We start from the raw sequence: 25,816 nt of genomic DNA, 5'->3' as shown, positions 1-25,816 counted from the left end.
CATTGTCACGACATCGCCACGCACGTGTCACATTCGGTTAACCGGCATGCTCCACTCTCTTGGAAACCCTGCCGGAGGTCATCCCATGACCAGTGCTCAGCTCGCCACACCCAGCCGCAAACAACGCGTGCGCACCTTGTGGATTTCCGACGTTCATCTGGGCACGCGCGATTGCCAGGCCGAGCACTTGTCCGCGTTTCTCAAGCGCTATCAGGCTGACAAGGTGTATCTGGTGGGCGATATCATCGACGGCTGGAAGCTGCGCGGCGGCATGTACTGGCCGCAGGCGCATACCAACGTGATCCGTCGGCTGCTGACCATGAGCAAGCGCGGCACCGAAGTCATTTATGTCACGGGCAACCACGACGAATTCCTGCGTCGTTACTCCAAATTGGTTCTGGGCAACATCCAGCTGGTGGACGAAGCCGAGCACGTGACGGCCGATGGTCGTCGTCTTCTGGTCATCCACGGCGACCAGTTCGACGTGATTACCCGTTATCACCGCTGGCTGGCTTTTCTCGGCGATTCGGCCTACGAATTCACCCTGACCCTCAACCGCTGGCTGAACCATTGGCGCGCCAAGTACGGCTATGGTTACTGGTCGCTGTCGGCTTACCTGAAGCACAAGGTCAAGAGTGCGGTGAATTTCATCAGCGATTTCGAGGAAGCCATCGCCCACGAATGCGTGAAGCGCGGCCTGGATGGCGTGGTCTGCGGGCACATCCATCATGCGGAAATCCGCCAGGTGGGTGGCGTGGAATACCTCAATTGCGGCGACTGGGTTGAATCCTGTACCGCCCTGATCGAACACCTGGACGGCACTATCGAACTGTTTCGTCTGGCGGACGCGCACTTGAAAGCAAGCCAGCCGGTGGTTCAGGAGCCGGTCAGCGAAACGGTTGCCTGATTCAACCGGCTAGAACGACACCTTGCCCAACAGCATATCGCGGTACATGACGAAATCGCCGAGCAGGCTGTAGAACGGATGCTTGAACGTGGCCGGCCGGTTTTTCTCGAAGAAGAAATGCCCGGCCCAGGCAAAACCGTAACCCGCGACGGGTAACAACCACAACAACCCCCAGCGACCGCTGCCCACACCGAACGCCAGCAGGAAGATCACCAATGAGGTGCCCACAAAGTGCAGGCGCCGACTGGTACTGCTGCTGTGCTCGGCGAGGTAGAAAGGATAGAACTCGGCAAAGCTTGAGAAACGCTTGATGGTATCCACGGCGCGCACCCTCGTGTTGGTTCTTCTTGTTATACACAAATTTAGCCGACTGTCGTGCCGATGTGGAGCGTGGGCACGATGGACGTGACTAGCTTGCTGATGTTTACGACTATCGTGCCAATGCTCCGCGTTGGCATAAGGCATTACCACGCTGAGCGTGGGAACGAGAGTCTGAGCCGAACCTCAATCCACCTGACATCACAGAGCCGCTGTGCAACGCAGAGCACTTCTCGACCCGTCAGCAAAAACGCAACAAAACATGGCACAGTTGCCCTGAAAAATGGCACATTGGCGCGCCTTGGTACGCGTGACACATCTTGTAATCATCCGTCCGGGGTAACCTGAAAACCTTTTTACGGATGAATACCCATGGCGACCAGCGCTCAGCCCGTGACGGCGAAGGCCTCGACCCCCCCTCAAGCCAGCCCGCTGGTGATGCGCATTATTGGTGCCGTTGCCCTTGCTCACCTGATCAACGACCTGATTCAGGCCATTCTTCCGTCGATCTACCCGATGCTCAAGGCCAGCTACGACTTGAGCTTCACCCAGATCGGCCTGATTACCCTGACGTTTCAGATCACAGCATCGCTGCTGCAGCCCTGGGTCGGTTATTACACTGACCGCCATCCTAACCCCCTGGTACTGCCTGTAGGGTCGATCTGTACGCTGGTCGGCATTGTGATGATGTCGATGGTGGGCAGTTTTCCATTGATTCTGCTGGCTGCCGCCTTGATCGGCATCGGTTCGTCGACATTCCACCCGGAAGCCTCGCGTATCGCGAGACTGGCTTCCGGTGGTCGTTATGGGCTTGCGCAGTCGACCTTTCAGGTGGGCGGCAACACCGGCTCCGCGTTCGGGCCATTGCTGGCGGCGGCGATCATCATCCCGTTCGGCCAGGGCAACGTGGCCTGGATCGGCCTGTTCGCATTGTTCTCGCTGGGTTTGCTGTATGCGATAAGCCGCTGGTATCGCGCGCACCTCAACCTGTTCAAACTCAAGGCAGGTCAGGCGGCCACTCATGGACTGTCCAGAAAACGCGTGATTGCCTCACTGGCAGTGCTGGCATTTCTGGTGTTTTCCAAGTTCTTCTACATGACCAGCCTGACCAGCTATTTCACCTTCTACCTGATCGAGAAGTTTGACCTGTCAGTCGCCAGTTCGCAGTTGCACTTGTTCCTGTTTCTGGGCGCAGTGGCGGCCGGGACCTTTTTCGGCGGTCCGATCGGCGACCGCATTGGCCGCAAGGCCGTGATCTGGTTTTCGATCCTTGGCGCTGCACCGTTCACCCTGGCCCTGCCTTATGCAGACCTGTTCTGGACCAGCGTGCTCAGCGTGATCATTGGCTTTGTACTGGCGTCGGCTTTTTCCGCCATCGTCGTCTACGCCCAGGAGCTTGTACCTGGCAACGTGGGCATGATTGCCGGGCTTTTCTTTGGCCTGATGTTCGGCTTCGGCGGCATTGGCGCAGCCTTGCTCGGCTATCTGGCTGACAGCCACGGCATTCTGTTCGTCTACACGTTGTGCTCATACCTGCCGCTGCTTGGCATCCTCGCCATTCTTCTACCCCGGACCAAATAATGCTGATAGCAACGCTGATCTTCCTGTTCACCATTACGCTGGTCATCTGGCAGCCCAAAGGCCTGAGCGTAGGCTGGAGTGCTGTACTCGGGGCGGTTCTGGCGTTGCTGACAGGGGTTGTGCACCTCAGCGACATCGCTGTGGTGTGGGGCATCATCTGGAATGCCACGGCGACGTTCATTTCGCTGATCATTATCACGCTGTTACTGGATGAGGCGGGTTTCTTTGCCTGGGCCGCGCTGCATGTGGCGCGCTGGGGCAAGGGTAAGGGACGTCGTCTGTTCGCCCTGTTCGTGTTGTTCGGTGCGCTGGTATCAGCCTTGTTCGCCAACGACGGTGCCGTGCTGATTCTCACGCCTATCGTCATTGCCATGATGCTGGCGTTGCGCTTCTCCGCTGCGTCGACCCTGGCATTCGTCATGGCGGCCGGCTTCATTGCCGATACGGCCAGCCTGCCGTTGGTGGTATCGAACCTGGTGAACATCGTTTCGGCGGATTACTTCAAGATCGGTTTCAACCGTTACGCAGCCGTCATGGTGCCGGTGAACCTGGCCAGTGTCGCCGCCACTCTGGCCGTGCTGATGTGGTATTTCCGTCGGGATATTCCCAGCGAGTTCGAGCCCGAACATCTGGACAAGCCCGAAACGGCTATCCATGACCGCGCTACGTTTCTGGCCGGTTGGGCCGTACTGCTGATTTTGTTGGTGGGCTGTTTCGCTCTTGAGCCGCTGGGCATCCCGATCAGTGCGATTTCGTCGGTCTGCGCGTTGCTGCTGCTCGCCATTGCCGCCAAAGGGCATACGATCAAGACGCGCAAGGTGATGAAAGAAGCACCGTGGCACATCGTGGTGTTTTCGCTGGGTATGTATCTGGTGGTTTACGGTCTGCGCAACGCCGGACTCACCGGTTATCTGGCCAGTCTGCTGGACTGGTTTGCCGGCTATGGCATCTGGGGCGCAGCGATGGGCACCGGCGTCATGACGGCGTTTCTGTCTTCGATCATGAACAACATGCCCACCGTGCTCATCGGGCTGCTGTCCATTGATGCAAGCCATGCCAGCGGGGCCATTCAGGAAGCGATGATCTACGCCAACGTGATCGGCAGCGACCTGGGGCCAAAAATTACCCCGATCGGCAGTCTGGCGACGCTGCTCTGGCTGCATGTGCTGGAGCGCAAGGGCATCACCATCAGTTGGGGCTACTACTTCAAGGTCGGCATCGTACTGACCGTGCCAGTGTTGCTGATTACACTGGCTGCGCTGGCACTTCGATTGAGTTGAGCAGGTGGCTGGTGTCGGCCAGATTCGGCCACATGTCCGACACCAGAAACAAGCGCTCGGCTTCTTCCCAGTTGCCCTCGGTATTCTCTTTCAGGCGCACCAGCAATTGCGCCGGAGCCAGCGGGTCGAGTTCGGCCAGCCAGTCGCGTAGCTGCTGATCGCTCCACGCATCGTGGTAAAGCGCTGGTGCCAGCCAGGCATGACGCGGCAGGGGCTGCTCTGCGCCACAAACGGTTTCCAGTCACGTTGATGCAACCAGCGGCCCTTGAGATGCTGCGGGTGAACACCTGCCGGCGATTCGCATGAGCCTGGCCACGGATACAGCAGATAACCGCCCAGCCACAACTGCGCGCTGAAGGCCTCGACACCCAGCGCTGCCAGGGCCGCGCGGCTTTCAGGACGTGCAGACATCGGCAACTGATGCTGGCTCAGGTGGGCAAGCTTGCGGTCCAGCCGATCCTGGCAGCCAGGCCCCAGCCAGCTGGCCGGGTCGCGGCCGTCTCCGTCCTGCGGCCCAAGGTAGAGCTTGATTGCCAGTTCAACGTGATGCACGCCTTCACGATCACGCAGCAGCATGTCCAGTTCGCCAAGCGTCTGGCTGCCGAGCCGGATCGGCAGGTTGGCGGCAATGATCTCCACCCCCGGCGCGTGCTGCACCGCGAACTGCCAAAGCCGTTCGTAATAGCGGCCCAGCCGGCGTGTGGTTGCCAGCGCCAGCCAGTCTTCCAGCGGGCGACTGTCACGGTCGAGTTGCCAGAGAAAGTCCGCCAGTCGCTGCGGGTCCTGTACCCAGTCACTGCCGGCCAGCGGATGACGCTGTGGCCACGGCGCGACTTCCAGCATGGGCGGCGCGAGGATCACCCAGGCAAGGTCGCGCACTTCGGAGTGCCGTAGTTGGCGTGGGAGGTCGATCAGGCTTGGGATTAGAGTCATTTGCCGAGGATAGCGTGAGTTGAGGTGCAGCAGGGTGCTGATGTGCAGGTGAGCTGATTGTGAAGGCGAAAAGATGCGGTGCTATCCAACGGGCCTGGCCAGCCCGAGAAAATCAGCGTCTTCACCGGGACAAGGCGAGAATCGCTTGACGTCGGTTGCCCCTTTGGCGTTCAGGTCGATGCGGCCGTTGGCATCTATGAAGATTGTAGTCTCTGGCCATTGTGGATCTATGTTCACGCAGCCGCTGAATGTTGAGTTGTGCCAGAAGAAATACATGAAGAATTTCTTTTTTTGAAATATGTGGCCGCTGTCCCCAGTTGCTCCTCCAGGCTCTATGCCACCTCTGCTTATGCGATGATCGGTAATCCATGTGTAGCTAAGCTCTCCGTCTGCCTTGTCTGAGTAATAGACGCTTACGTAGGGCGTAGCGAAATCCCATAGTGCGAGGATGAGAAAGGTCGCCGTTAACTTCGGCCAGCGGGCAATGGCGTGTATCAGGATTTTTCGGTTCATGCAGTGCTCTTGTTTTCAGGCTTGTCAAAGCATGAGTGCAGTTCCACTCCTTTACCCCAGCTGCTCTTGGGTATCTGTAAAACGTCTTTCATGATTTCATCGGCCTGTATTTCGCCATTCGGGAAGCGGCGATAGAGCGACACACCTATGCCAATGGATATTCGGTCGGGGGCGTCATCCCAGGCTCGTAGCCCATCGGCTCCCTCAGAGGGTGCTGGCCAATCGTTCTTGAGTGGTCTTTTTATTTTCCCCAATGTTTCCGACGCGATTTGCTCAAGTCCTGCACCGTCCAGAAGCACGGCTTCTGAGAACCCGGCAGCCATTCCGATGTATCCATAGTGAATGTTCGACCAGATGTCATAGTAATAAGCGTACCTGCCTTGTTTATGACGAGAATCGTTGTTGAATTTTGCCAGTATTTTTGGCTTGTGATCCCACTCCCTGTTCTGTCCTACCTTTTCCGCCCATATCACCATTGCCGCCGCAGTATTCGAAGCCGCAATCGTTTGTGGATTATTATGCGCACCCATCTGCGCGTACCACGGCAACTCCATCCATTTACGGGTTTCTTCTGCGGTGTCGTAGTTCAGCAGTTGTTTCAATTTCTGCACGGTGGGATGCAGAAGGTTTCGGTTCATCTCGTCAGCGATGTAGCGGGTCAGTTCTTCCATTTGATCCGGGTGGTTGCAGGCTGGCGCTATGGCCGTGTTGGACGTTGCAGGTGGGAATAGTGCTTCAGCCGCTTTGGCGTTCTCCTGCAATCCAGGGTCGTTCATAAGCTGATTCAGCTTCGGTTCGTCCAGTGTGCCGTCCTTGCGAAGGATGCCGAGCCTGGAGAAATCGATGGCTGGGCCAGCGGCATCGCCGAAGTCGGAGCCGCCACCCACATCGGGGCTGCCGGAAATGATCGTTCCGCCGTGGCTGGTCGGGCTGCCCAGGGTGGGCCATCGGGCGACCGTTGATGAAGATCGAGGGAAAGCCGGTGACGATCACCGCGCCGCAGCCGCACATATCGCCTACTCTGGCGGCGGACATGCCGTTGATCAGGGTGTCGGAGGAGGCTGTGACAATCGGGGTGCAACCGTGGCCCGGCAACGGGCAGAGGTGCATGTCGCCCTGGCGGCCTGAGGGAATCATGTGTCGTCCTTAGGTGTATTGAAAACGGACGAAGCTAATGAACATCTTCTGTGGGGTATGTAAGGTAAATCCGGTTTTTTTGCGGGAATTCGCTCATTCGTTCAGAGCCAATCGGCTGATTGAAGCGCTTCGTGATGAGGCGTTTCGCTAGATCTTTACGTGCCGGTTTGCTGCTACCGGGCCGTTTCGCCCATAATCGCTGTTTTAAGTCGTCTCGAAACCGCAGCAGGAGCCTCATGGAGCAATTTCGCAATATCGGCATCATCGGTCGCCTGGGCAGTGTTCAGGTGCTCGATACCGTTCGCCGACTCAAGAGATTCCTGCTGGACCGCCACCTGCACGTCATTCTTGAAGAGACGATTGCCGAAGTCCTGCCCGGTCATGGCCTGCAAACCTCGTCGCGCAAGATGCTCGGTGAAGTCTGTGACATGGTCATCGTGGTCGGTGGCGATGGCAGCCTGTTAGGGGCAGCACGGGCACTGGCCAGGCACAACGTTCCGGTGCTGGGTATCAACCGCGGCAGCCTGGGTTTTCTGACCGACATTCGTCCTGACGAGCTGGAGGTCAAATGCGCTGAAGTGCTCGACGGGCACTATCTGGTCGAAAACCGCTTCCTGCTTCAGGCCGAAGTGCGCCGCCACGGTGAGGCCATCGGTCAGGGCGATGCGCTCAACGACGTTGTGCTGCACCCCGGCAAGTCCACGCGCATGATCGAGTTCGAGATCTATATAGATGGTCAGTTTGTGTGCAGTCAGAAGGCCGATGGCCTGATCGTCGCCACGCCGACCGGATCGACAGCCTATGCGCTGTCGGCGGGCGGGCCGATCATGCATCCCAAGCTCGACGCCATCGTTATCGTGCCGATGTACCCGCACACCTTGTCCGGGCGGCCCATCGTGGTCGACGGCAACAGCGAGCTGAAAATCGTGGTGTCCAAGGACATGACCATTTATCCGCAAGTGTCCTGCGATGGCCAGAATCACTTTACCTGCGCACCGGGTGACACCATCACGGTCAGCAAGAAACCGCAGAAGCTGCGTCTGATTCACCCGCTGGATCACAATTATTACGAAGTCTGCCGCACCAAGCTTGGCTGGGGCAGCAAGCTCGGCGGCGGGGGCGATTAATGCTCGATCCGGCGCGTGGCTACGATCTGATCGGTGACGTGCACGGGTGCGCCCATACCCTGGAGCACTTGCTGGAGCTTCTCGGCTACCGTCTGCAGGCTGGCGTCTGGCGTCACCCTGAGCGTGTTGCGATTTTCCTCGGCGACATCATTGACCGTGGCCCGCGTATTCGCGAGTCGCTGCATATCGTCCGCGATATGGTTCAGGCCGGTCATGCCCTGTGCATCATGGGCAACCATGAGTTCAACGCGCTGGGCTGGATGACGCCAGCCTTGCCGGAAAGCGGTCATGAGTTCGTACGTGAGCACACCCCGCGCCATGCCCGGCTGATCGGCGAAACCCTGGCGCAGTTCGAGCGCTACCCGGATGAATGGAGCGAGTTCGTCAACTGGTTCTATGAGCTGCCGCTGTACATGGACGCCGGTCGCTTCAGGGTGGTGCATGCCTGCTGGGATGCGACTCTGATCGATCCGTTGCGCGGCCTGCATGGCACCGGTTGTATCGACAAGCATTTTGTCCAGGCCTCGGCAGTGCCCGGCAGTTTCGCCAGCAATGTCTTCAACCGTCTGCTGCGCGGCACCGACATGCGTTTGCCGCACGGTCTTACCCTGACCGGCGGCGACGGGCTGACCCGCGAGTTCTTTCGTACCAAGTTCTGGGAAGATGACCCGCAGACCTATGGCGACGTGGTATTTCAGCCCGACGCGCTGCCTGAAGGCGTAGCCAAGACCCCGCTGTCCACGTCCGAAAAAAACGCATTGCTGCGTTACGGTATCGATGAGCCGCTGCTGTTTGTCGGTCATTACTGGCGCAGCGGCGTCCCCGCGCCTATCCGGCCTAATCTGGCCTGTCTGGATTACAGCGCCGTGCTCTACGGCAAGCTGGTCGCCTATCGGCTGGACCAGGAAACACAGATCGACCCGGACAAATTCGTCTGGGTCGACGTGCAGCGTCCCGAGGTTTCAGAATGAGTGCTGTTGCAGTCCTGCGGTTGCCGTTGACCACCAACCTGAGCGGGTTTGTCAGCCTGTTGCAGCGCTTGCGGATTCCCCACAGGGTCAGCGAAGAGTCTGGCGAGCAGGTACTTTGGGTGCCGGATGCGCCGCAACTGGCCGATGAGGTGCGCGACTTGTACACACGCTTCCCTGAAGGGGACGAGCATTTTCAACTGGCGCAAGACGCCCCAAACATGACGTACAAGTCGCCGGGCCTGATCGAGCAGCTACGCAACAGCCCGGTAACGGCCTTGGTGTTGCTGGTCACCCTGCTGGTGGCGGGTATGACGCTGCTGGGCGACAACCTCGAAGTCATCCGCTGGCTGACCTTTCAGGATTTCCGGATCAGTGGCGAGTACGCGATGTTTCTGCCGTTGTCCGACAGCCTGGCCGCCGGGCAATGGTGGCGGATCGTCTCACCTATGCTGATTCACTTCGGCATCCTGCACCTGGCCATGAACAGCATGTGGTTCTGGGAACTGGGCAGGCGCATCGAAATTCGTCAGGGCGGTCTGTCTTTATTGCTGCTCACGCTGCTGTTTTCAGCTGTTTCAAATTACGTGCAGTACCTGTTCAGCGGCCCAAGCCTGTTTGGCGGACTGTCCGGCGTGCTGTATGGCCTGCTCGGGCATTGCTGGATTTTCCAGATGCTGGCGCCCAACCCGGTCTATCGCCTGCCGCGCGGGGTATTGATCATGATGCTCATCTGGCTGGCGCTATGCCTGTCCGGCCTGGTGAGCATGCTCGGTTTCGGCGAGATCGCCAACGGCGCGCATGTCGGCGGTCTGATCATCGGTTGTGCTACCGGCCTGGTCGGCGGTGCGATTGCGCGCCGCAAGTCGTAAAATTACCCGCTATTTTCTGGAGTGCGCCATGTCGTCTTTTATAGAAATGATCGAAAACATCACCCCGGATATCTACGAAAGCCTGAAGCTGGCCGTGGAAATCGGCAAATGGTCCGATGGCCGCAAGCTTACTCAGGAACAGCGTGAGCTGTCGTTGCAGGCGCTGATCGCCTGGGAAGTGCAGAACCTGCCGGAAGACCAGCGCACGGGCTACATGGGGCCGCAGGAATGCGCCTCCAAATCAGCGCCAGTGTCCAATATCCTGTTCAAATCGGATGCTATTCATTGATCGAAATTGGTCGCGGAGCAGTCAACAAAATGTCGGCGCGTCAGGATGATGCGTCATGTGTGCAATACGCTTTTCGTCTGGGCGAGACCGAGATTGCGGTCAACCCGCTGATCGGCAAGACGCTGCGCCTGGAGTTTCTTGGTGCCATTCATTGCAGTCATTGCGGGCGCAAGACCAAGTCCAGCTACAGCCAGGGCTACTGCTACCCGTGCATGCTCAAGCTGGCGCAATGCGACATGTGCATCATGAGCCCGGAAAAATGCCATCACGATCAGGGCACCTGTCGCGATCCGGCATGGGGCGAACAGTTCTGCATGACCGATCACATCGTCTACCTGGCCAATTCGTCAGGCGTGAAGGTCGGTATTACCCGGTCCACGCAGTTGCCGACCCGCTGGCTGGATCAGGGCGCAAGTCAGGCGTTGCCGATTCTGCGTGTGGCCACCCGTCAGCAGTCAGGCTTTGTCGAAGACTTGCTGCGCAGTCAGGTGGCCGACCGTACCAACTGGCGTGCGCTGCTCAAAGGTGATGCCCAGCCGGTCGATCTCAAGGCCATTCGCCAGGAATTGTTCGACAGTTGCGGCGCGGGCCTGCTGGGATTGCAAGAACGATTCGGTCTGCAAGCCATCCAATTGCTACATGACGCCGAGCCTGTCGAGTTTCGTTACCCGGTCGAGGCGTATCCGACCAAGATTGTCAGCTTCAATCTGGACAAGAACCCGATTGCCGAGGGCACGCTGCTGGGGATCAAGGGCCAATACCTGATTTTCGATACCGGCGTGATCAATATTCGCAAGTACACGGCCTATCAGCTGGCCGTGCATCAGTAGAAGGATTCCAGCATGCGCACCGAGCAACCGAAAATGATTTACCTGAAGGACTATCAGGCTCCCGAGTACCTCATCGATGAGACGAACCTGACCTTCGAACTGTTCGACGACCACTCGCTGGTCCATGCCCAACTGGTCATGCGCCGCAACCCCGAGCGCGGCGCAGGCCTGCCGCCGCTGGTGCTGGACGGTCAGCATCTGGAACTGGTCTCGGTCAAGCTGAGTGATGTGGAGCTGAGCGCTGCGGATTATCAACTGACAGAAGATCACCTGACGCTGCATCCGCAAGCCGAAAGTTTCACGGTCGACAGCACCGTGCGCATTCATCCTGAAACCAATACCGCGCTGGAAGGCCTGTACAAATCCAGCGGCATGTTCTGCACCCAGTGCGAGGCCGAAGGCTTTCGCAAGATTACCTATTACCTCGACCGCCCCGACGTGATGAGCAAGTTCACCACCACGCTCAGCGCCGACAAGCAGAATTTCCCTATTCTGCTCTCCAACGGCAATCCGATTGCCAGCGGCGAAGAAGACGGCGGACGGCACTGGGCGACGTGGGAAGACCCGTTCATGAAGCCGGCTTACCTGTTCGCGCTGGTAGCCGGTGATCTGTGGTGCATCGAAGACACCTTTACCACCATGAGCCAGCGGGAAGTGACCCTGCGCATCTATGTCGAGCCAGAAAACGTCGACAAGTGCCAGCACGCCATGACCAGCCTGAAGAAATCCATGCGCTGGGATGAAGAAACCTACGGTCGTGAGTATGACCTGGACATCTTCATGATTGTCGCGGTCAACGACTTCAACATGGGCGCGATGGAGAACAAGGGCCTCAACATCTTCAACTCCAGTGCCGTGCTGGCACGTGCCGAGACCGCAACCGATGCCGCGCATCAGCGGGTCGAAGCGATCGTTGCCCACGAATACTTCCACAACTGGTCGGGCAACCGCGTGACCTGCCGTGACTGGTTCCAGCTGTCGCTCAAGGAAGGCTTCACGGTGTACCGCGACGCCGGTTTCTCGGCGGACATGAACTCGGCCACGGTCAAGCGTATTCAGGACGTTGCTTACCTGCGAACTCACCAGTTTGCCGAAGACGCAGGCCCGATGGCCCACGCAGTGCGTCCGGACAGCTTCATCGAAATCTCCAACTTCTACACCCTGACCGTTTACGAAAAGGGTTCGGAAGTGGTTGGCATGCTCCACACCCTGCTGGGCGCCGAAGGCTTCCGCAAGGGCAGTGATCTGTATTTTGAACGTCATGACGGCCAGGCCGTGACCTGCGACGACTTCATCAAGGCCATGGAAGACGCCAACGGCGTCGACCTGACCCAGTTCAAGCGCTGGTACAGCCAGGCTGGTACGCCGCGTCTGGCGGTCAGCGAGTCGTATGACGCTGCTGCGAAAACCTACAGCCTGACTTTCCGGCAGAGCTGCCCAAGCACACCAGGCCAGCCTGGCGATCAGAAACAGCCGTTTGTGATTCCGGTCGAACTGGGGCTGCTGGACAGCAAAGGCGGCGAAATTGCTCTGCGTCTGGCGGACGAAACCGTAGCTTCCAGCACCACGCGAGTGCTCTCGGTTACCGGGTCCGAGCAGACCTTCACCTTCGTTGACGTTGCCGAAAAGCCACTGCCGTCACTGCTGCGCGGTTTCTCTGCGCCGGTCAAGCTGAGCTTTCCGTATGACCGTGATCAACTGATTTTCCTGATGCAACACGACAGCGACGGTTTCAACCGTTGGGATGCCGGTCAGCAACTGTCGGTTCAGGTATTGCAGGAGCTGATCGGTCAGCACCAGCAAGGTCAGCCACTGGTCATGGACCAGCGTTTGATCACTGCGCTGGGCACCGTGCTGGCGGATGAGCGTCTGGATCAGGCGATGGTCGCAGAAATGCTCTCGTTGCCGGGTGAGGCTTATCTCGCCGAGATCAGCGAGGTGGCGGATGTCGATGCCATTCACGCCGCTCGCGAATTTGCTCGCCAACAACTGGCCGATGGCCTGTTTGACAGTCTGCTGACGCGCTACAAGGCCAACCGCGAGGTATCCAGAGCCACGCCATACGTCGCCGAGTCCACGCATTTCGCCCGTCGCGCGCTGCAGAACATTGCGCTGTCGTACCTGATGCTTAGCGGCAAACCTGAAGTACTGGCGGCGACCATCGACCAGTTCGATACCAGTGACAACATGACCGAACGCCTGACTGCGCTGGCTGTACTGGTCAATTCGCCGTTTACGGCCGAACGCGACAAAGCGCTCGCCGTGTTCGCCGAGAACTTCAAGAGCAACGCGCTGGTCATGGATCAATGGTTCAGCGTACAGGCGGCCAGCACTCAGCCGGGCGGCCTGCAACGCGTGCAGGAACTGATGAAGCATCCTGCATTCAGCATCAAGAACCCGAACAAGGTCCGCGCCCTGATCGGTGCATTTGCCGGGCAGAACCTGATCAATTTCCACGCAGCGGATGGCTCCGGCTATCGCTTCCTCGCGGACCTTGTGATCGAGCTGAACGCCCTGAACCCGCAGATCGCCTCCCGCCAATTGGCACCACTGACCCGCTGGCGCAAATACGACAGCGCCCGTCAGGCGCTGATGAAGGCCGAGCTGGAGCGTATCCTCGCCTCCGGCAAACTGTCGGCGGACGTGTATGAAGTGGTGAGCAAAAGCCTGGCTGAATGAGGGTTGTCCAGTGCCTGACAGGCACTTGTGAGAAAGGCGCTGTCCGCTGATGCGGACAGCGCTTTTTTTTGGAGTGTGCGTCGCCGTGCGGTGTTTTGACTATCGTGCCAATGCTCCGCGTTGGCATGCATCGGGTGACGCTCCGCGTCACAAATCTGCAGTCTGGCGCGGTATCAGGCGCAAAGGAGTCTCAGGCTTTGGTGCTGCCTGTATCTAGGGCCTGATTGAGCGATACACCATGGCTGGAACGAGAATTTTTGGTGTTCATAAAAATCTCACATGTGATGCGTATCTATCTTCAAAAACATCTGATACGTTGCTCACCTGATCCACGGCCAGCAGCAAGGGGGAAGCGCCAATGCCTCGTAAAACCCAGGGCGATAACGCAGCGGTCCCGGCCAAGGCTTCGAAGAGCTCCACCGATTACATGCGTGAAATGCGTCTGCGACTCAAAGAGGCGGGGCTGGTCAAGCGGGAATTCTGGATCCGGCCCGAGAACGTCGATGCCCTGCGTGGCATTGAAAAAGCCTTAAGACAGCCCTTTTTGGGCGACAGAATAAAACTGGAGGATTTCATGACCGAGAATACCCACTGGACCATCAGCTCTCTGCAGAAGGCACTTTGCGAACTGGAGCTGGTGACGAATGGAAAGATCGAGCTCGATGTAACCGAGGGTGATGCCTCGGGCATCAGGCTGACCATGGCAGAGTATGGCGATCTGCCGATTTATATCGCGGTGGAAGGCGAGCAGATTCTGGCTGACGCGACCTTGATCGAGGTGAACAAGATCAAGAACGTGCAGGCGTTCAACGATGTCGTCCTGCGCAGCCGCGATCTGTTTCCGCTGTCATCGGTCGGTATCGAAAAGCTGGGTGACGGTCAGGAAGTCTACTGCCTGTTTGGCGCGTTGAGCGCAGCATCGTCGCTCACAGTAGTCGTGCAGGAAATCCTTACCCTCGCGGACAACGTGATCCGTGCGGCCGATGCTTTTGAAGATCATTTCATCTACTGAACAGCGCTGTCAGGCGGAGACTATTCATGACTACGAGTATCTGGAAAAAACTGGTGACCGCCGTTCGTGGTGGCGCTTCCGAAGTGGGCGAGTCGATTGCCGATGCCAATGCCATCCGCATTCTGGATCAGGAAATTCGTGACGCCGACAATGCGCTGGTCAAGGCCCGCGACGGGCTGATTACCATCAAGGCCAAGCACAAGCTCTCGGCACAACGTCTTGAAGAACATGCCACCAGCATCGCCAACTGGGAAGGCCGCGCCATGCAGGCTCTGAACAAGGGTGAAGAAGCGCTGGCTGTGGAGTGCGCGAACAAGATCGCCGAGATCGAGGCCCTGCGTGATCAGGAGCAGGAACTGGCCGATCAGTTCAACAAGCAGGTCAGCCTGCTGCAAGAACAGGTGGTCAAGGCCGAATCGCGAATCAAGAGCCTCAAGCAGCAGGTCGAGATGGCCAAGGCCCGTGAAACCGTGCAAAAAGCTCGCGTTGCAACGGCCACTGCAACCGGTGGTGCCAGCGGCGCAGTCGAAACCGCAGTAGGCTCGCTGGCGCGTCTCAAGCAACGTCAGGATGAACAGGACGCCAAGCTCGAAGCGGCCGAAGAACTGGCCAGCCAGTCCAGCGGCAGCGATCTGGAGCGTCGTCTGCAGGATGCCGGTATTGGTGCCAAAAGTGGCGGTGCGCAAGATGTGCTGGCACGTCTGAAAGCCAAAAACCAGACGCCGGCTCAGTAAGCGAAGCCACAGGGCAGGCGAGGGTGGTGAATGGAGTTTTCCAAACGACTCAAGGTCATCCTCGCCCTGGCAGCAGTTATGATTGCGGTGCAAGTGCTGAACTCGATCACCGGCAACGGCCTGATTCATTTCGGTATCATTCCGCGCAATGCGACCGGGTTGCGCGGCATTGTGTTTGCGCCTTTTCTGCATGGTTCGATTCAGCACTTGCTCAGCAACCTGCTGCCGTTCATTGTGCTGAGCTGGCTGGTCGCCACTGAGGGTGTCAGGCGTTATGCATGGGTCGCCGGGCTGGTCTGTCTGCTGGGCGGGTTGCTGGTCTGGAGCTTCGGTCGCAGCAATATCCATGTCGGTGCGAGCGGTCTGATTTTTGGTTTGTGGGCTTACCTGCTCGCGCGGGCATGGTATCAGCGCAGTATCGCCAGTGTGCTGGTCGCGCTGTTGGTACTGGCGGGATACAGCGGACTGGTTTTCGGCTTTGTCCCGGTAGCTGGCATATCGTTTGAATCACATATTGCCGGCGCACTGGCGGGTATTTGTGTAGCGTGGCTGATGCATTCCAAGGCATTGCTGGCGCAGAAGTGAGCCAGTCTTTTGAACAGTGTGTTTATTCCGGTTAAAGACATGTCCATACCGGCTCCAGTCGACTTCAAGGGAACTGCACTATGAGTTGGTTCAAACGTGCCATGGGGCTGGAAGCACCCAAGGCATCAGGTCGTGATGGCGTGCAATCCGTCAACACGGTCAGCCCGTTAGGGTTGGCGTCCGGTCGCATGTTGTGTCTGGACAGCTCGTTGAAGCTGTTGCTCGACGGGCATTCGCAAGTGGTTGTTCCAGGCGATGAAAAGGTCTGGGCCGTGGGGCGCGTAGATCTGGGCCAGTCGATGGCGTTGCATCGCTTCTACCTGGATAACGAGGACTATTTCCTGCAGGTGGTCAGCAACGGCCCCAATCCGGAAGACGTGCAGGACATCATTCTGTTCGGTTACTACAGCGCCGAGCCGATCACCAGCAAGGATGAGTTGCTGCGCCTGACCGGTCCGTCGTCGAAGATCGGCCTGCCCACCTACGAACACGATGGCGAAGTATTCGAACGGCAATGGGGCACGTCGCCCGGCCAGACCGAGCTGACGCCGCTGGATGAGGACGTTGTCAGCCCTGATGCTGCGTATCGCGTCAAACACCTGAGCATGCTGTACGCCCGCGAAACGGGGCTGATCAACCGCCGCGAGTTTCTGCTGTTTTCCGTCGAGGAAGACCAAGAGGGCAGCATTACCCTCACCACGGCCGTTGGCATAACGCTGCAATCCACTGATATCAACGTTCTTTGACAAGGAAATCTTCATGATCGACGCGCTGCGTATGTCGCTCAATGCCCCTGCCGTGATTGGCTTCATCATGTACATTCTGGTAGCGGCCATTCTGTTCGCCCTGTTCCAGTTCATCTACAGCAGGATCACGCCGCACAAGGAATTTGCGCTGATCCGCGAGAACAACAGTGCTGCCGCGTTGGCGTTGGGTGGTTCGCTGATCGGTTTCGCACTGCCAGCCAGCAACATCATCAGTTACAGCATCAGCATTCTGGATGTGATCGTCTGGGTGGTGATTGCAGCCGTTGTGCAACTGCTGGCGTTCGGTGTTACCAGCCTGGTGCTCAAGGGCCTGTCGACACGTATTGCCAAGGGCGAAATGGCTGCCGCCATTTACTCGGCCAGCGTCGCAATCAGCGTCGGTCTTCTCAACGCAGCCTGCATGACCCCTTCGGTCTGACGGCAGCCTTGAACAAGGAGACTCACGATGAGACGCAGTTCAGTAAAGCTGGTACTTGCCAGCACGCTTCCGCTGGCCCTTGCCGGGTGTGGCCCGTCGCAAGACAAGGATACTTTCAACGCGCAGGCCAACTTCAGTTCGGTGCAGGAGTGCGTTGATGCCAAAGTGCCGTTAAATGTCTGTTCGGATGCCTACATGCAGGCGCTGTCCGACCATCGCCGCATAGCGCCGACCTATGATGACAAGGCGTCTTGCGACGCGGACTTTGTACCGGATTATTGCCAGGTCACTTCGGATGGCAAGTACATGCCGAAACTCGGCGGCTTTGAGCTGGGTTTTTCCGGGCGTGTGCCCAAAGAGGCGCTGGACCGGGCCAATCAGGAAGTCGCCCAGTCCGCTCCCGCAGGCATGAGCGGCACCACCGGGCTGATGGCCGGTCTGCTGATCGGTAATCTGCTCAGCAATGGCTTCGGCAACAATCGCTATTACTCGCAACCTATCTACCAGACGCGCGATGACCGCGGCGGTTACTACAGCTCGTCCTTGCCAAGTCAGATTGATCGCGGCAAAACCTTTGGCCGTTCTACCCAGGCGCAATCCAGTCCGGATCGCAGCTATGGCAAGAGCACACTGGGGCGCAACCTGGGCAGTTCGGGCTCCGGCTCGTCCTCTGTGTCGTCGACTATCTCGCGCGGCGGCTTCGGCAGCCAGGCCTCGGCACGCAGTGGCTGGGGCGGCAAGAGCAGCGGTGGCAGCAGCAGTTTCGGAGGCTGACGGTCCGGGCCATGAAAAAGATCAGTATCGAGGAACGCCCGGACTGGCGCGCAACGGCGGAACGTGAAGGGTTCAACTTTCACACCATCGACGGCGAGCGCTATTGGGATGAGCGCGGGTATTATCTGTTCACCGAGCAGCAGATTACCCGCGACCTTGAAGTGCCTACCCAGGAACTTCACCAGATGTGTCTGGACGCAGTCGCGCGGGTGGTGGACAGCGAAGAGTTGTTGCACCGCCTGGCGATTCCGGAAGCGTTCTTTGATGTGATCCGCGCGTCATGGAAACAGGGGCATCCACACCTTTACGGGCGCTTCGACTTCGCCTACGACGGTACGGGCCCGGCAAAGATGTACGAAATCAATGCTGATACGCCCACCAGTCTGATGGAGGCAGGTGCGTTCCAGTTGCTCTGGCTGGACGAGCAGATGGCGCGCGGTGTTCTGCCTGCGCATGCCAGCCAGTTCAATTCGATTGCCGAGGATCTTGTTCGGGCGTTTGCCGAGTTTCCGGGGGCGAGCCCGTTCTACTTTTCGGCGATGTCCGGCTCTGTCGAGGATCGTGGTACTACCGACTTTCTGCGGCGCATGGCTGCGCACGTGGGCATTGATGCCCGGCATATCGATATCGAGGACATCGGGCTCAGTGCCGAGGGGCGTTTTGTCGACCTGGACGGACGCTGGATCGAGCGGCTGTTCAAACTTCACGCCTGGGAACATATCTTTCACGAGGAGTTTGGCCAGCACGTTCCAGCCAGTGGCACTCAGTTCGTTGAACCTGCCTGGAAGTCGATTCTCAGCAACAAGGGAATTCTGCCGTTGTTGTGGCAGTTCAATGAGGGCCATCCGAACCTGCTGCCTTCGCGCGTCGATCAGGACCCGAGCAGACCGGTTCCCAAGGGCTGGGTACGCAAACCCTACTTTTCCCGTGAAGGTGCCAACATTGAAATGCGCACGCCTGGCGATCAGGTGATTTCAGTCGATGGGCCTTACACTGATGCGCCTTATATTTTGCAGGCGTACTCGCCGCTGCCGCGATTCGGTGACAGCTACACGCTGATCGGCTCCTGGGTCATCGGCGACCTTGCCTCCGGAATCGGCATTCGCGAAGACGACAGTCTGATCACCAAGGACACCAGCCGGTTCCTGCCCCACGTGGTCATCGACTGAACGCTGCTTATTCTCAATAAGTGTTACTTGTCCAATACACGTAACACCTCGCTGTTACCGAACGTTTATAGAGTCCGCAATGACCGGCATCAAGCGGTTACTATTTTGATGCTATGTCTGACAATCACACAGGCTGTGCTCGTATTTTTAATTCTGGCGATACAGAAGGTCCGTTAATGAACTGATCTGTGCCGGCTCTCTATGTTGATCTGTATGTTGACGCTTATTGGCATTCGCGTTGCATTACTGCGGACAACTCTGGGTGCCTGCTGTGTCGGTCATCTTGTAAAGTATCGTAAGTTTAGGAAGTTTCCTACAGACTCTTGCCTGACCTCCACAGTGTTCGCGGGATCAATAATTACATTGACGGGTTCATCCGTTTAATAAGTCTTTATGAACGGGCGGTAAGTCTATTCGTCTCTCACGACACCTCGTATACATCGCAAATACTATCGGCCTGAGTTCGGACACTTGTCCCGGACAGGCCACGCAAGGAGAGCTCACATGCTCATGAAACAACTGCCGGGGTTCGCGCTGGCGATGCTGCTCGCGCTCAACACCAGTCTGGCAGCTGACGCTACGCTGCTCGGAAACCGCCTGACACCGCTGGGAGGCGAGGTGGCGGGTAACGCAGCTGGGACCATCCCGCCATGGCGCGGCGGAATCACTCGGCCTCCGCCTGGATACAAGGGCTCAGGTACGCGGCATGTCGACCCGTATGCCGCAGACAAGCCCTTGTTCACTATTACGCACGCCAATATGCAGCACTATCGCAGCTACCTTACACTTGGGCAGGTGGCGATGTTCGAAACCTGGCCTGATAGTTATCAGATGCCGATATACACCACCCGACGTTCCGGATCGGCACCGCAATGGGTGTACGATAATACACGGCATAATGCACAAAACGCCCGGTTGATCGGTGGCGGTAACGGTTTTATCGATGCCTATGGCGGCATTCCATTTCCTGTTCCGGAAAAGGGGATTCAGGCTGTGTGGAATCATATTGCCCGCTATCGCGGTCATTACGTGGTGCGAGGGACTTCGGAGGTCGCCATACAGCGTGACGGCAGTTTCAAATTAAACACCTCGCGTCAGAAAGTGCTGTTCCGCTTTTATGACCCCGCGGGCAGTTTTGCCAGTCTGGATAATGTGCTGTTTTATTACCTGTCGTTTATCCAGTGCCCGACCCGCATGGCCGGTTCCGCCGTGCTGGTCCATGAAACACTTGATCAGGTGCAGGAGCCTCGGCAAGCATGGGCTTACAGTGCTGCGCAACGTCGGGTAAGACGGGCGCCGAGTCTGGCTTACGATATGCCGATCCCGGCCTCCGAGGGGTTGCGTACCGCAGATGATACCGACATGTTCAATGGTTCGCCGGACCGTTACGAGTGGACGTTGCTGGGCAAACGCGAAATTTATATTCCTTACAACAACTACCGGATATCCAGCCCTGATATTACCTACCGACAGTTATTGCAGGTCGGCCACCTCAACCCGGCTTATACACGCCATGAGTTGCATCGTGTATGGGTGGTGGAGGGCAGGCTCAAACCTACCGCGCGGCACGTCTACTCCCGGCGCACGCTGTACCTGGATGAAGACAGCTGGCAGGCCGCAGTTGTCGATCAATATGACGGCAGAGGACAATTGTGGCGGGTCTCCATGGCGTACCTGAAAAACTATTACGAGCTACCGACCACCTGGTCTGCACTGGACGTTTTCCATGACTTGCAGGCACGCCGTTACCACGTACAGAACCTGGACAATCAGGAGCCCGGCACCAGTGATTTCTCCCAGCCTGTGCCCAGCGTAAATGCCTTCAAACCCGCCGCATTGCGTCGCCGGGGTATTCACTGACAGGCGTCTGGGGAAGCTGCGCGATTAACCATCGTGATGATCCATCAATCACATTCGTGCGCTTAACAAAAGATAACGACATGTCGATTGTCAGGCATTTGCAAAGCTGCCTAGGGAAGGTCTGAAGTAGCCGGATGTTTTCCGGCTACCGAGTCCTCAGCACTTTTCAAAAAACGATGCATGTCGAAATTTGCTCAATTATCTTCGCTTTTTAGCTCTTTCGGCCGCTGCAAAGCCTTTTGCGGTAACCATTTCCTGCATTACACGCGCACCTCTCCTGCGCTCGCCAACAAATGTCGGCGGGCCATCCACAGGTTTGACAGGGCGAACAACGTCACCATCTGCGCGGTGTTCTTGGCCAAGCCCCGAAAGCGCACTTTTTCATAGCCAAACTGGCGTTTGATGACCCGAAACGGATGCTCGACCTTGGCGCGAACCTGGGCCTTGGCCTTCTCGATTTTGCGGATCGCCTTGTACAAAATACTGCGTTTTCCGTGCTTTTTGTAAGTGCTGCGGCGGGCGGCAATCTGCCAAATGACCTTGCGCCCGGCGTGTTCTTCGCGCTTCTCGACCCCGGTGTAACCTGCGTCGGCGCAGACTACGTTTTCCTCGCCGTGCAGCAGTTTGGCAACCTGCGTGACGTCTGCCACATTGGCCGCTGTTACTACCACGCTGTGCACCAGGCCTGACTCGTCGTCGGCGCCGATGTGAGCCTTGGCGCCGAAATAGTACTGGTTACCTTTCTTGGTTTGATGCATCTCAGGATCGCGTTTGCCATCCTTGTTCTTGGTCGAACTGGGCGCGTGAATCAGCGTGGCATCGACGATGGTGCCTTGACGCAACGACAAGCCACGGTCGCCCAGATAACCATTAATTACGCCGAGAATCCCGGTCGCCAACTCGTGCTTTTCCAGCAGACGACGGAAGTTGAGAATGGTGGTTTCGTCTGGAATTCGCTCCAGGCTCAGGCCTGAAAACTGACGCAGGATGGTCGTCTCATACAGCGCTTCTTCCATCGCCGGATCGCTGTAGCCGAACCAGTTCTGCATCAGATGAACACGCAGCATCGCCATCAGTGGGTAGGCGGGCCGGCCACCTTCTCCTTTTGGATAATAGGGCTCAATCAGGGCAATCAAACCTTTCCAGGGCACCACCTGATCCATCTCGATCAGGAACAATTCCTTACGGGTCTGCTTGCGCTTGCCGGCATACTCGGCGTCGGCGAAGGTCATCTGTTTCATCATCGAAAAGCTCGGCGACTGGTGTCCGGAGATTTTGCCAAATTAGGAAGTCTTTTTCAGAGTTTCCCTAGTGTACTGTTTTCGAAAAAATCAGTTGGTAATCCTTGAAAAAATCAAAATTTATCAATGGTTTGCTCTGTCGCGCATTGGTAACTTATTTCGCAACCAGTGCACTAGGATGAACGGTCTTCCACACAGGTAAAGCCGGACGGCTGTGGACGTCCGGGTCAATACGAGTCGGTTGATACCCGCAGTCGATAGCAGCCACCTGATAATAATAAGAGCGGAGAAGTTCATGCGTGCCCCTTTCCATCGACGCATCCGGTTATACGCGGGCCTGCCCCTGGCGATTTTTACTTCATGTTCTTTTGCCGTCTCTGCAACGGCCGGGTCCGACTCTGCATCGACATCAGCCGCTGCTGCAGACAAGGCTGTTTATGCTGTCGAATCGGCCAGAGCCTCACGCGGTTTGTTGCTGGACGTCGCCCATGCCGGCGCACGGCTGGTCGTGGTGGGTGATCATGGGCATATTCTGTTCTCCGATGATCAAGGCAAGACCTGGAGCCAGGCTCGCGTGCCGACCCGTCAGCTGTTGACGGCCGTGTTTTTCGTGGATGAACAGCATGGCTGGGCGGTGGGTCATGACGCACAGATACTGGCCAGTAACGATGGTGGCAAGAGCTGGAGCAAGCAGTTCGAGGACTTGAAGCGCGAGGCGCCACTGCTGGACGTCTGGTTCAAGGACCTCGACACCGGTTTTGCCGTGGGCGCTTATGGTGCGCTGTTGAGCACCGTTGATGGCGGTCAGCATTGGGAAGATGTCAGCGAGCGGCTGGACAACGAAGACCAGTATCACCTGAACAGCATTGCTCAGGTCAAAGACGCAGGCCTGTTCATTGTCGGCGAGGCGGGCAGCATGTTTCGCTCAAATGACCAAGGGCAGACCTGGGAGAAACTCGAAGGCCCCTATCAAGGCTCGCTATTCGGCGTGATCGGCACGGCTCAGCCTTCTACGCTGCTGGCTTATGGTTTGCGCGGCAATCTGTTTCGTTCCAGCGATTTTGGTGACAGCTGGCGGCCTATAGAACTGAAGGGCGCACGCGGCCCGGTCGAGTTCGGTCTGGCCAGCGCCACATTGCTGGCCGATGGTTCGCTGGTGCTGGTCGGTAACGGCGGTAGCGTCATGCGCAGCAATGATGATGGCGAAACGTTCGAGGTGTTCAATCGGCCCGATCGCATCTCGCTGGCCGGGGTCACCGGCAACCTTCAAGGCAATCTGATTCTGGTAGGACAAGGCGGCGTGCGCGTCACCTCGCCGACGGGCGCCGATACGACCCAACAATAAGACCTTTCAGGGCGGGGACATTCCGGCATGAGCACTGTTCAACACACGCAACACTCGGACGAAAAGGCAACCTTCCTTGAACGCCTGATTTTCAATCATCGCCCTGCGGTGATTATCCTTTGTCTGCTGGCGAGTATTTTTCTGTTCTGGCAGGCTACGCAGGTTCGGCCTTCCACCAGTTTCGAAAAAATGATCCCCCTGTCTCATCCGTTCATTCAGAACATGATGAAGCACCGCAACGATCTGGCGAACCTGGGCAATACCGTGCGCATCTCTGTCGAGGCGGTGGATGGCGATATTTTCTCCAAAGAGTACATGGAGACCCTGCGCCAGATCAGTGACGAGGTGTTTTACATTCCCGGGGTGGACCGCTCCGGTCTCAAATCGCTCTGGAGCCCCAGCGTGCGCTGGACCGAAGTGACGGAAGAGGGGTTTGCAGGGGGCGAAGTCATACCGCAGAGTTACAAAGGCTCGGACGCCAGTCTGGATCAGTTACGCAACAACGTGCTCAAGTCCGGGCAGGTCGGGCGACTGGTCGCCAACGATTTCAGGTCGAGCATCATTGAGGTTCCGCTGCAGGAGTCTTACCCGGATCCGGCAGACCAGGGCACTTTGCTGGCGCTGGACTACCAGCAATTCTCTCATCAGCTTGAAGAGAAGATCCGCGACAAATACCAGGCACAAAACCCCCATATCAAGATTCATATCGTCGGTTTCGCCAAGAAAGTCGGCGACTTGATTGACGGTCTGTTCATGGTGGTGATGTTCTTTGGCATCGCGTTTCTGATCACTCTGGTATTGCTGATCTGGTTCACCCGTTGTATCCGCAGTACCGTGGCGGTTCTGAGCACCACGCTCATTGCGGTGATCTGGCAACTGGGGCTGATGCACGTCGTCGGCTTCGGTATTGACCCGTATTCGATGCTGGTGCCGTTTCTGATTTTTGCTATCGGCATCTCTCACGGCGTGCAGAAAATCAACGGTATCGCCCTGCAATCCAGCGAGGCCGAAAACGCTCTGACTGCTGCTCGTCGCACGTTTCGTCAGCTGTTTCTGCCGGGCATGATCGCCATTCTGGCTGATGCCGTCGGGTTCATCACGTTGCTGATCATCGACATCGGCGTGATCCGCGAACTGGCCATCGGCGCGTCCATAGGCGTTGCGGTGATCGTGTTCACCAACCTGATTCTGTTGCCCGTGGCCATTTCCTACGTGGGTATCAGCAAACGGGCGGTGAGCCGTAGCAAGCAGGATGCGGTCTGCGAGCATCCTTTTTGGCGACTGCTGTCGAACTTTGCCAGTGCCAAAGTCGCGCCGGTGTCGATTGTGTTGGCGTTGCTGGCCTTCGGTGGCGGGCTCTGGTACAGCCAGAACCTGAAGATCGGTGATCTGGACCAGGGCGCCCCTGAGCTGCGCCCCGACTCGCGCTATAACAAGGACAACGCGTTCATCATTAATCACTACTCGACCAGTTCCGATGTGCTGGTGGTCATGGTCAAGACAGCCCCCGAGGGCTGCTCGGCGTATTCGACTATGTCAGCGATCAACGAACTGGCCTGGAAGATGGAAAACACCCAAGGCGTGCAGTCAGCCATTTCGCTGGTGACCGTTTCCAAGCAGGTCATCAAGGGCATGAACGAGGGCAACCTGAAGTGGGAAAGCCTGTCGCGCAACAAAGACGTGCTGAACAACTCCATCGCCCGCGCTGATGGTTTGTACAACACCGACTGTTCCCTGGCCCCGCTGCTGGTATTCCTCAACGACCATAAAGCCGAAACCCTGGACCGTGCCGTACATGCCGTCCAGGACTTCGCCAAAGAGAACGACACGCCGGACCTGCAGTTCCTGCTGGCCGTAGGCAGTGCCGGGATCGAGGCCGCGACCAACGAGGTCATCAAGCAGTCCGAGCTGGTCATTCTGGTGCTGGTCTACCTCTGCGTGGCAGCCATGTGCATGATCACTTTCCGCTCATGGGCCGCGACCCTGTGCATCGTCCTGCCGCTGGTGCTGACCTCGGTGCTGGGTAACGCGCTGATGGCGTTCATGGGCATCGGCGTCAAGGTCGCGACCCTGCCGGTTGTGGCGTTGGGAGTGGGGATTGGTGTCGATTACGGCATCTACATCTACAGCCGCCTGGAAAGCTTCCTGCGCGCCGGTCTGCCGCTGCAGCAAGCCTATTACGAAACCCTGAAGTCCACCGGTAAGGCCGTGCTGTTCACCGGTCTGTGCCTGGCTATCGGCGTGTGCACCTGGATCTTCTCGGCGATCAAGTTTCAGGCCGACATGGGCCTGATGCTGACCTTCATGCTGCTGTGGAACATGTTCGGTGCACTGTGGCTGCTGCCCGCGCTGGCACGGTTTCTGATCAAGCCGGAGAAGATGGCGGGGAAGGTGGGCAATTCGTTGTTTTCGCATTAAGGCTGTGGCGGCCTGTAACTCTGGGTCCTTTTAACTATTAACTATCGTGCCAATGTTCC

Annotated in this window: 22 protein-coding genes and 2 pseudogenes; 19 read left to right on the top strand and 5 right to left on the bottom strand. The window is 57.7% G+C overall.

What is annotated here, in order from left to right; genetic code table 11:
- The first annotated feature begins 85 nt into the window (after positions 1 to 85).
- The gene (locus LJU29_RS19100; RefSeq protein WP_002554512.1) at positions 86 to 907 is read left to right on the top strand and encodes a UDP-2,3-diacylglucosamine diphosphatase; all 822 of its coding nucleotides are present in this window, start codon (positions 86 to 88) and stop codon (positions 905 to 907) included.
- A 9-nt stretch (positions 908 to 916) separates the two neighbouring features.
- Here LJU29_RS19100 and LJU29_RS19095 read toward each other — a convergent pair whose 3' ends face one another.
- The gene (locus tag LJU29_RS19095) at positions 917 to 1,228 is read right to left on the bottom strand and encodes an Mpo1-like protein (protein WP_002554511.1); all 312 of its coding nucleotides are present in this window, start codon (positions 1,226 to 1,228) and stop codon (positions 917 to 919) included.
- 369 nt (positions 1,229 to 1,597) lie between these two features.
- Between LJU29_RS19095 and LJU29_RS19090 the strand changes: the two genes are divergently transcribed.
- Together LJU29_RS19090 and LJU29_RS19085 are read left to right on the top strand one after the other, a co-directional pair.
- Complete coding sequence (locus tag LJU29_RS19090) at positions 1,598 to 2,806, top strand: MFS transporter (protein ID WP_002554510.1); 1,209 nt, start codon at positions 1,598 to 1,600, stop codon at positions 2,804 to 2,806.
- Positions 2,806 to 4,086: an arsenic transporter gene (locus LJU29_RS19085; protein WP_004665931.1), complete on the top strand. Its 1,281-nt coding sequence runs from the start codon at positions 2,806 to 2,808 to the stop codon at positions 4,084 to 4,086. Before LJU29_RS19090 ends, LJU29_RS19085 begins: the two co-directional genes overlap by 1 nt.
- Here the strand turns inward: LJU29_RS19085 and LJU29_RS19080 are convergent.
- The 3 genes and pseudogenes from LJU29_RS19080 to LJU29_RS19070 form a co-directional block, all read right to left on the bottom strand.
- Positions 4,052 to 5,019 (bottom strand): annotated as a pseudogene (locus LJU29_RS19080) (DUF1853 family protein). The gene LJU29_RS19085 and the pseudogene LJU29_RS19080 overlap by 35 nt on opposite strands.
- Positions 5,020 to 5,100: 81 nt before the next feature.
- Positions 5,101 to 5,532, bottom strand: a complete 432-nt coding sequence (locus LJU29_RS19075; protein ID WP_005744658.1) for a hypothetical protein — start codon at positions 5,530 to 5,532, stop codon at positions 5,101 to 5,103.
- Positions 5,529 to 6,669, bottom strand: a pseudogene (locus LJU29_RS19070) (polymorphic toxin type 44 domain-containing protein). The gene LJU29_RS19075 and the pseudogene LJU29_RS19070 overlap by 4 nt, the downstream one beginning before the upstream one ends.
- A gap of 236 nt (positions 6,670 to 6,905) precedes the next feature.
- Here LJU29_RS19070 and LJU29_RS19065 point away from each other — a divergent pair.
- The 14 genes from LJU29_RS19065 (at position 6,906) to LJU29_RS19000 (ending at position 20,753) form a co-directional block, all read left to right on the top strand.
- Positions 6,906 to 7,796 (top strand): NAD(+) kinase, encoded by an 891-nt coding sequence (locus tag LJU29_RS19065; protein ID WP_002554505.1) that lies wholly within the window; start codon positions 6,906 to 6,908, stop codon positions 7,794 to 7,796.
- Complete coding sequence (locus LJU29_RS19060) at positions 7,796 to 8,767, top strand: metallophosphoesterase (RefSeq protein ID WP_005755071.1); 972 nt, start codon at positions 7,796 to 7,798, stop codon at positions 8,765 to 8,767. The genes LJU29_RS19065 and LJU29_RS19060 overlap by 1 nt, the downstream gene beginning before the upstream one ends.
- Positions 8,764 to 9,636 carry a rhomboid family intramembrane serine protease gene (locus tag LJU29_RS19055; RefSeq protein WP_257111063.1) on the top strand — a complete coding sequence of 291 codons (873 nt, stop codon included), beginning with the start codon at positions 8,764 to 8,766 and terminating at the stop codon, positions 9,634 to 9,636. The genes LJU29_RS19060 and LJU29_RS19055 overlap by 4 nt, the downstream gene beginning before the upstream one ends.
- Positions 9,637 to 9,664: 28 nt before the next feature.
- Positions 9,665 to 9,925, top strand: a complete 261-nt coding sequence (locus LJU29_RS19050; RefSeq protein ID WP_057423021.1) for a YeaC family protein — start codon at positions 9,665 to 9,667, stop codon at positions 9,923 to 9,925.
- The gene (locus tag LJU29_RS19045) at positions 9,922 to 10,755 is read left to right on the top strand and encodes a DUF2797 domain-containing protein (protein ID WP_004665926.1); all 834 of its coding nucleotides are present in this window, start codon (positions 9,922 to 9,924) and stop codon (positions 10,753 to 10,755) included. The genes LJU29_RS19050 and LJU29_RS19045 overlap by 4 nt, the downstream gene beginning before the upstream one ends.
- A gap of 12 nt (positions 10,756 to 10,767) precedes the next feature.
- Positions 10,768 to 13,434 carry an aminopeptidase N gene (pepN, locus tag LJU29_RS19040; RefSeq protein WP_257111062.1) on the top strand — a complete coding sequence of 889 codons (2,667 nt, stop codon included), beginning with the start codon at positions 10,768 to 10,770 and terminating at the stop codon, positions 13,432 to 13,434.
- Between the two features lie 358 nt (positions 13,435 to 13,792).
- Positions 13,793 to 14,446 carry a YjfI family protein gene (locus tag LJU29_RS19035; RefSeq protein WP_004665924.1) on the top strand — a complete coding sequence of 218 codons (654 nt, stop codon included), beginning with the start codon at positions 13,793 to 13,795 and terminating at the stop codon, positions 14,444 to 14,446.
- Between the two features lie 26 nt (positions 14,447 to 14,472).
- A complete protein-coding gene (locus tag LJU29_RS19030) occupies positions 14,473 to 15,180 on the top strand; it encodes a PspA/IM30 family protein (RefSeq protein WP_002554498.1) in 708 nt (235 codons plus the stop codon).
- A 30-nt stretch (positions 15,181 to 15,210) separates the two neighbouring features.
- Positions 15,211 to 15,765 carry a rhomboid family intramembrane serine protease gene (locus LJU29_RS19025; RefSeq protein WP_002554497.1) on the top strand — a complete coding sequence of 185 codons (555 nt, stop codon included), beginning with the start codon at positions 15,211 to 15,213 and terminating at the stop codon, positions 15,763 to 15,765.
- A gap of 80 nt (positions 15,766 to 15,845) precedes the next feature.
- Positions 15,846 to 16,511: a DUF2491 family protein gene (locus LJU29_RS19020; RefSeq protein WP_257111061.1), complete on the top strand. Its 666-nt coding sequence runs from the start codon at positions 15,846 to 15,848 to the stop codon at positions 16,509 to 16,511.
- Between the two features lie 13 nt (positions 16,512 to 16,524).
- Positions 16,525 to 16,950, top strand: coding sequence for a DUF350 domain-containing protein (locus LJU29_RS19015; protein WP_004657435.1), 426 nt, complete (start codon positions 16,525 to 16,527; stop codon positions 16,948 to 16,950).
- A 27-nt stretch (positions 16,951 to 16,977) separates the two neighbouring features.
- A complete protein-coding gene (locus tag LJU29_RS19010) occupies positions 16,978 to 17,724 on the top strand; it encodes a DUF1190 domain-containing protein (RefSeq protein WP_257111060.1) in 747 nt (248 codons plus the stop codon).
- Between the two features lie 11 nt (positions 17,725 to 17,735).
- A complete protein-coding gene (locus tag LJU29_RS19005; RefSeq protein WP_002554493.1) occupies positions 17,736 to 18,893 on the top strand; it encodes a glutathionylspermidine synthase family protein in 1,158 nt (385 codons plus the stop codon).
- Between the two features lie 504 nt (positions 18,894 to 19,397).
- Positions 19,398 to 20,753: a DUF1329 domain-containing protein gene (locus tag LJU29_RS19000; RefSeq protein ID WP_257111059.1), complete on the top strand. Its 1,356-nt coding sequence runs from the start codon at positions 19,398 to 19,400 to the stop codon at positions 20,751 to 20,753.
- 260 nt (positions 20,754 to 21,013) lie between these two features.
- Here the strand turns inward: LJU29_RS19000 and LJU29_RS18995 are convergent, their stop codons facing one another.
- Entirely contained in the window at positions 21,014 to 21,994 is a 981-nt protein-coding gene (locus LJU29_RS18995) for an IS5-like element ISPsy2 family transposase (protein ID WP_054078085.1), read from the bottom strand.
- Between the two features lie 295 nt (positions 21,995 to 22,289).
- Here LJU29_RS18995 and LJU29_RS18990 point away from each other — a divergent pair, with 295 nt between their 5' ends.
- Positions 22,290 to 23,339 carry a WD40/YVTN/BNR-like repeat-containing protein gene (locus tag LJU29_RS18990; protein WP_257111058.1) on the top strand — a complete coding sequence of 350 codons (1,050 nt, stop codon included), beginning with the start codon at positions 22,290 to 22,292 and terminating at the stop codon, positions 23,337 to 23,339.
- 27 nt (positions 23,340 to 23,366) lie between these two features.
- Complete coding sequence (locus LJU29_RS18985; RefSeq protein ID WP_257111057.1) at positions 23,367 to 25,757, top strand: efflux RND transporter permease subunit; 2,391 nt, start codon at positions 23,367 to 23,369, stop codon at positions 25,755 to 25,757.
- The last annotated feature ends 59 nt before the right edge of the window (positions 25,758 to 25,816 follow it).

The organism is Pseudomonas ficuserectae, from assembly GCF_024584585.1.
Classification (GTDB): Bacteria; Pseudomonadota; Gammaproteobacteria; order Pseudomonadales; family Pseudomonadaceae; genus Aquipseudomonas; species Aquipseudomonas amygdali.
The sequence above is the reverse complement of the archived record's forward strand: the minus strand, read 5'-3'. Positions and strand labels throughout refer to the sequence as shown.

Bases quoted from the DNA above. Each gene is read 5' to 3' on its own strand.
- LJU29_RS19090 (WP_002554510.1), top strand. From the start codon at position 1,598: ATGGCGACCAGCGCTCAGCCCGTGACGGCGAAGGCCTCGACCCCCCCT.
- LJU29_RS18985 (WP_257111057.1), top strand. From the start codon at position 23,367: ATGAGCACTGTTCAACACACGCAACACTCGGACGAAAAGGCAACCTTC.
- LJU29_RS19060 (WP_005755071.1), top strand. From the start codon at position 7,796: ATGCTCGATCCGGCGCGTGGCTACGATCTGATCGGTGACGTGCACGGG.
- LJU29_RS19055 (WP_257111063.1), top strand. From the start codon at position 8,764: ATGAGTGCTGTTGCAGTCCTGCGGTTGCCGTTGACCACCAACCTGAGC.
- LJU29_RS19075 (WP_005744658.1), bottom strand. From the start codon at position 5,532: ATGAACCGAAAAATCCTGATACACGCCATTGCCCGCTGGCCGAAGTTA.
- LJU29_RS18990 (WP_257111058.1), top strand. From the start codon at position 22,290: ATGCGTGCCCCTTTCCATCGACGCATCCGGTTATACGCGGGCCTGCCC.
- LJU29_RS19015 (WP_004657435.1), top strand. From the start codon at position 16,525: ATGATCGACGCGCTGCGTATGTCGCTCAATGCCCCTGCCGTGATTGGC.
- LJU29_RS19025 (WP_002554497.1), top strand. From the start codon at position 15,211: ATGGAGTTTTCCAAACGACTCAAGGTCATCCTCGCCCTGGCAGCAGTT.
- LJU29_RS19020 (WP_257111061.1), top strand. From the start codon at position 15,846: ATGAGTTGGTTCAAACGTGCCATGGGGCTGGAAGCACCCAAGGCATCA.
- LJU29_RS19100 (WP_002554512.1), top strand. From the start codon at position 86: ATGACCAGTGCTCAGCTCGCCACACCCAGCCGCAAACAACGCGTGCGC.
- LJU29_RS19010 (WP_257111060.1), top strand. From the start codon at position 16,978: ATGAGACGCAGTTCAGTAAAGCTGGTACTTGCCAGCACGCTTCCGCTG.
- LJU29_RS19000 (WP_257111059.1), top strand. From the start codon at position 19,398: ATGCTCATGAAACAACTGCCGGGGTTCGCGCTGGCGATGCTGCTCGCG.
- pepN (WP_257111062.1), top strand. From the start codon at position 10,768: ATGCGCACCGAGCAACCGAAAATGATTTACCTGAAGGACTATCAGGCT.
- LJU29_RS19005 (WP_002554493.1), top strand. From the start codon at position 17,736: ATGAAAAAGATCAGTATCGAGGAACGCCCGGACTGGCGCGCAACGGCG.
- LJU29_RS19065 (WP_002554505.1), top strand. From the start codon at position 6,906: ATGGAGCAATTTCGCAATATCGGCATCATCGGTCGCCTGGGCAGTGTT.
- LJU29_RS19050 (WP_057423021.1), top strand. From the start codon at position 9,665: ATGTCGTCTTTTATAGAAATGATCGAAAACATCACCCCGGATATCTAC.
- LJU29_RS19035 (WP_004665924.1), top strand. From the start codon at position 13,793: ATGCCTCGTAAAACCCAGGGCGATAACGCAGCGGTCCCGGCCAAGGCT.
- LJU29_RS18995 (WP_054078085.1), bottom strand. From the start codon at position 21,994: ATGAAACAGATGACCTTCGCCGACGCCGAGTATGCCGGCAAGCGCAAG.
- LJU29_RS19030 (WP_002554498.1), top strand. From the start codon at position 14,473: ATGACTACGAGTATCTGGAAAAAACTGGTGACCGCCGTTCGTGGTGGC.
- LJU29_RS19085 (WP_004665931.1), top strand. From the start codon at position 2,806: ATGCTGATAGCAACGCTGATCTTCCTGTTCACCATTACGCTGGTCATC.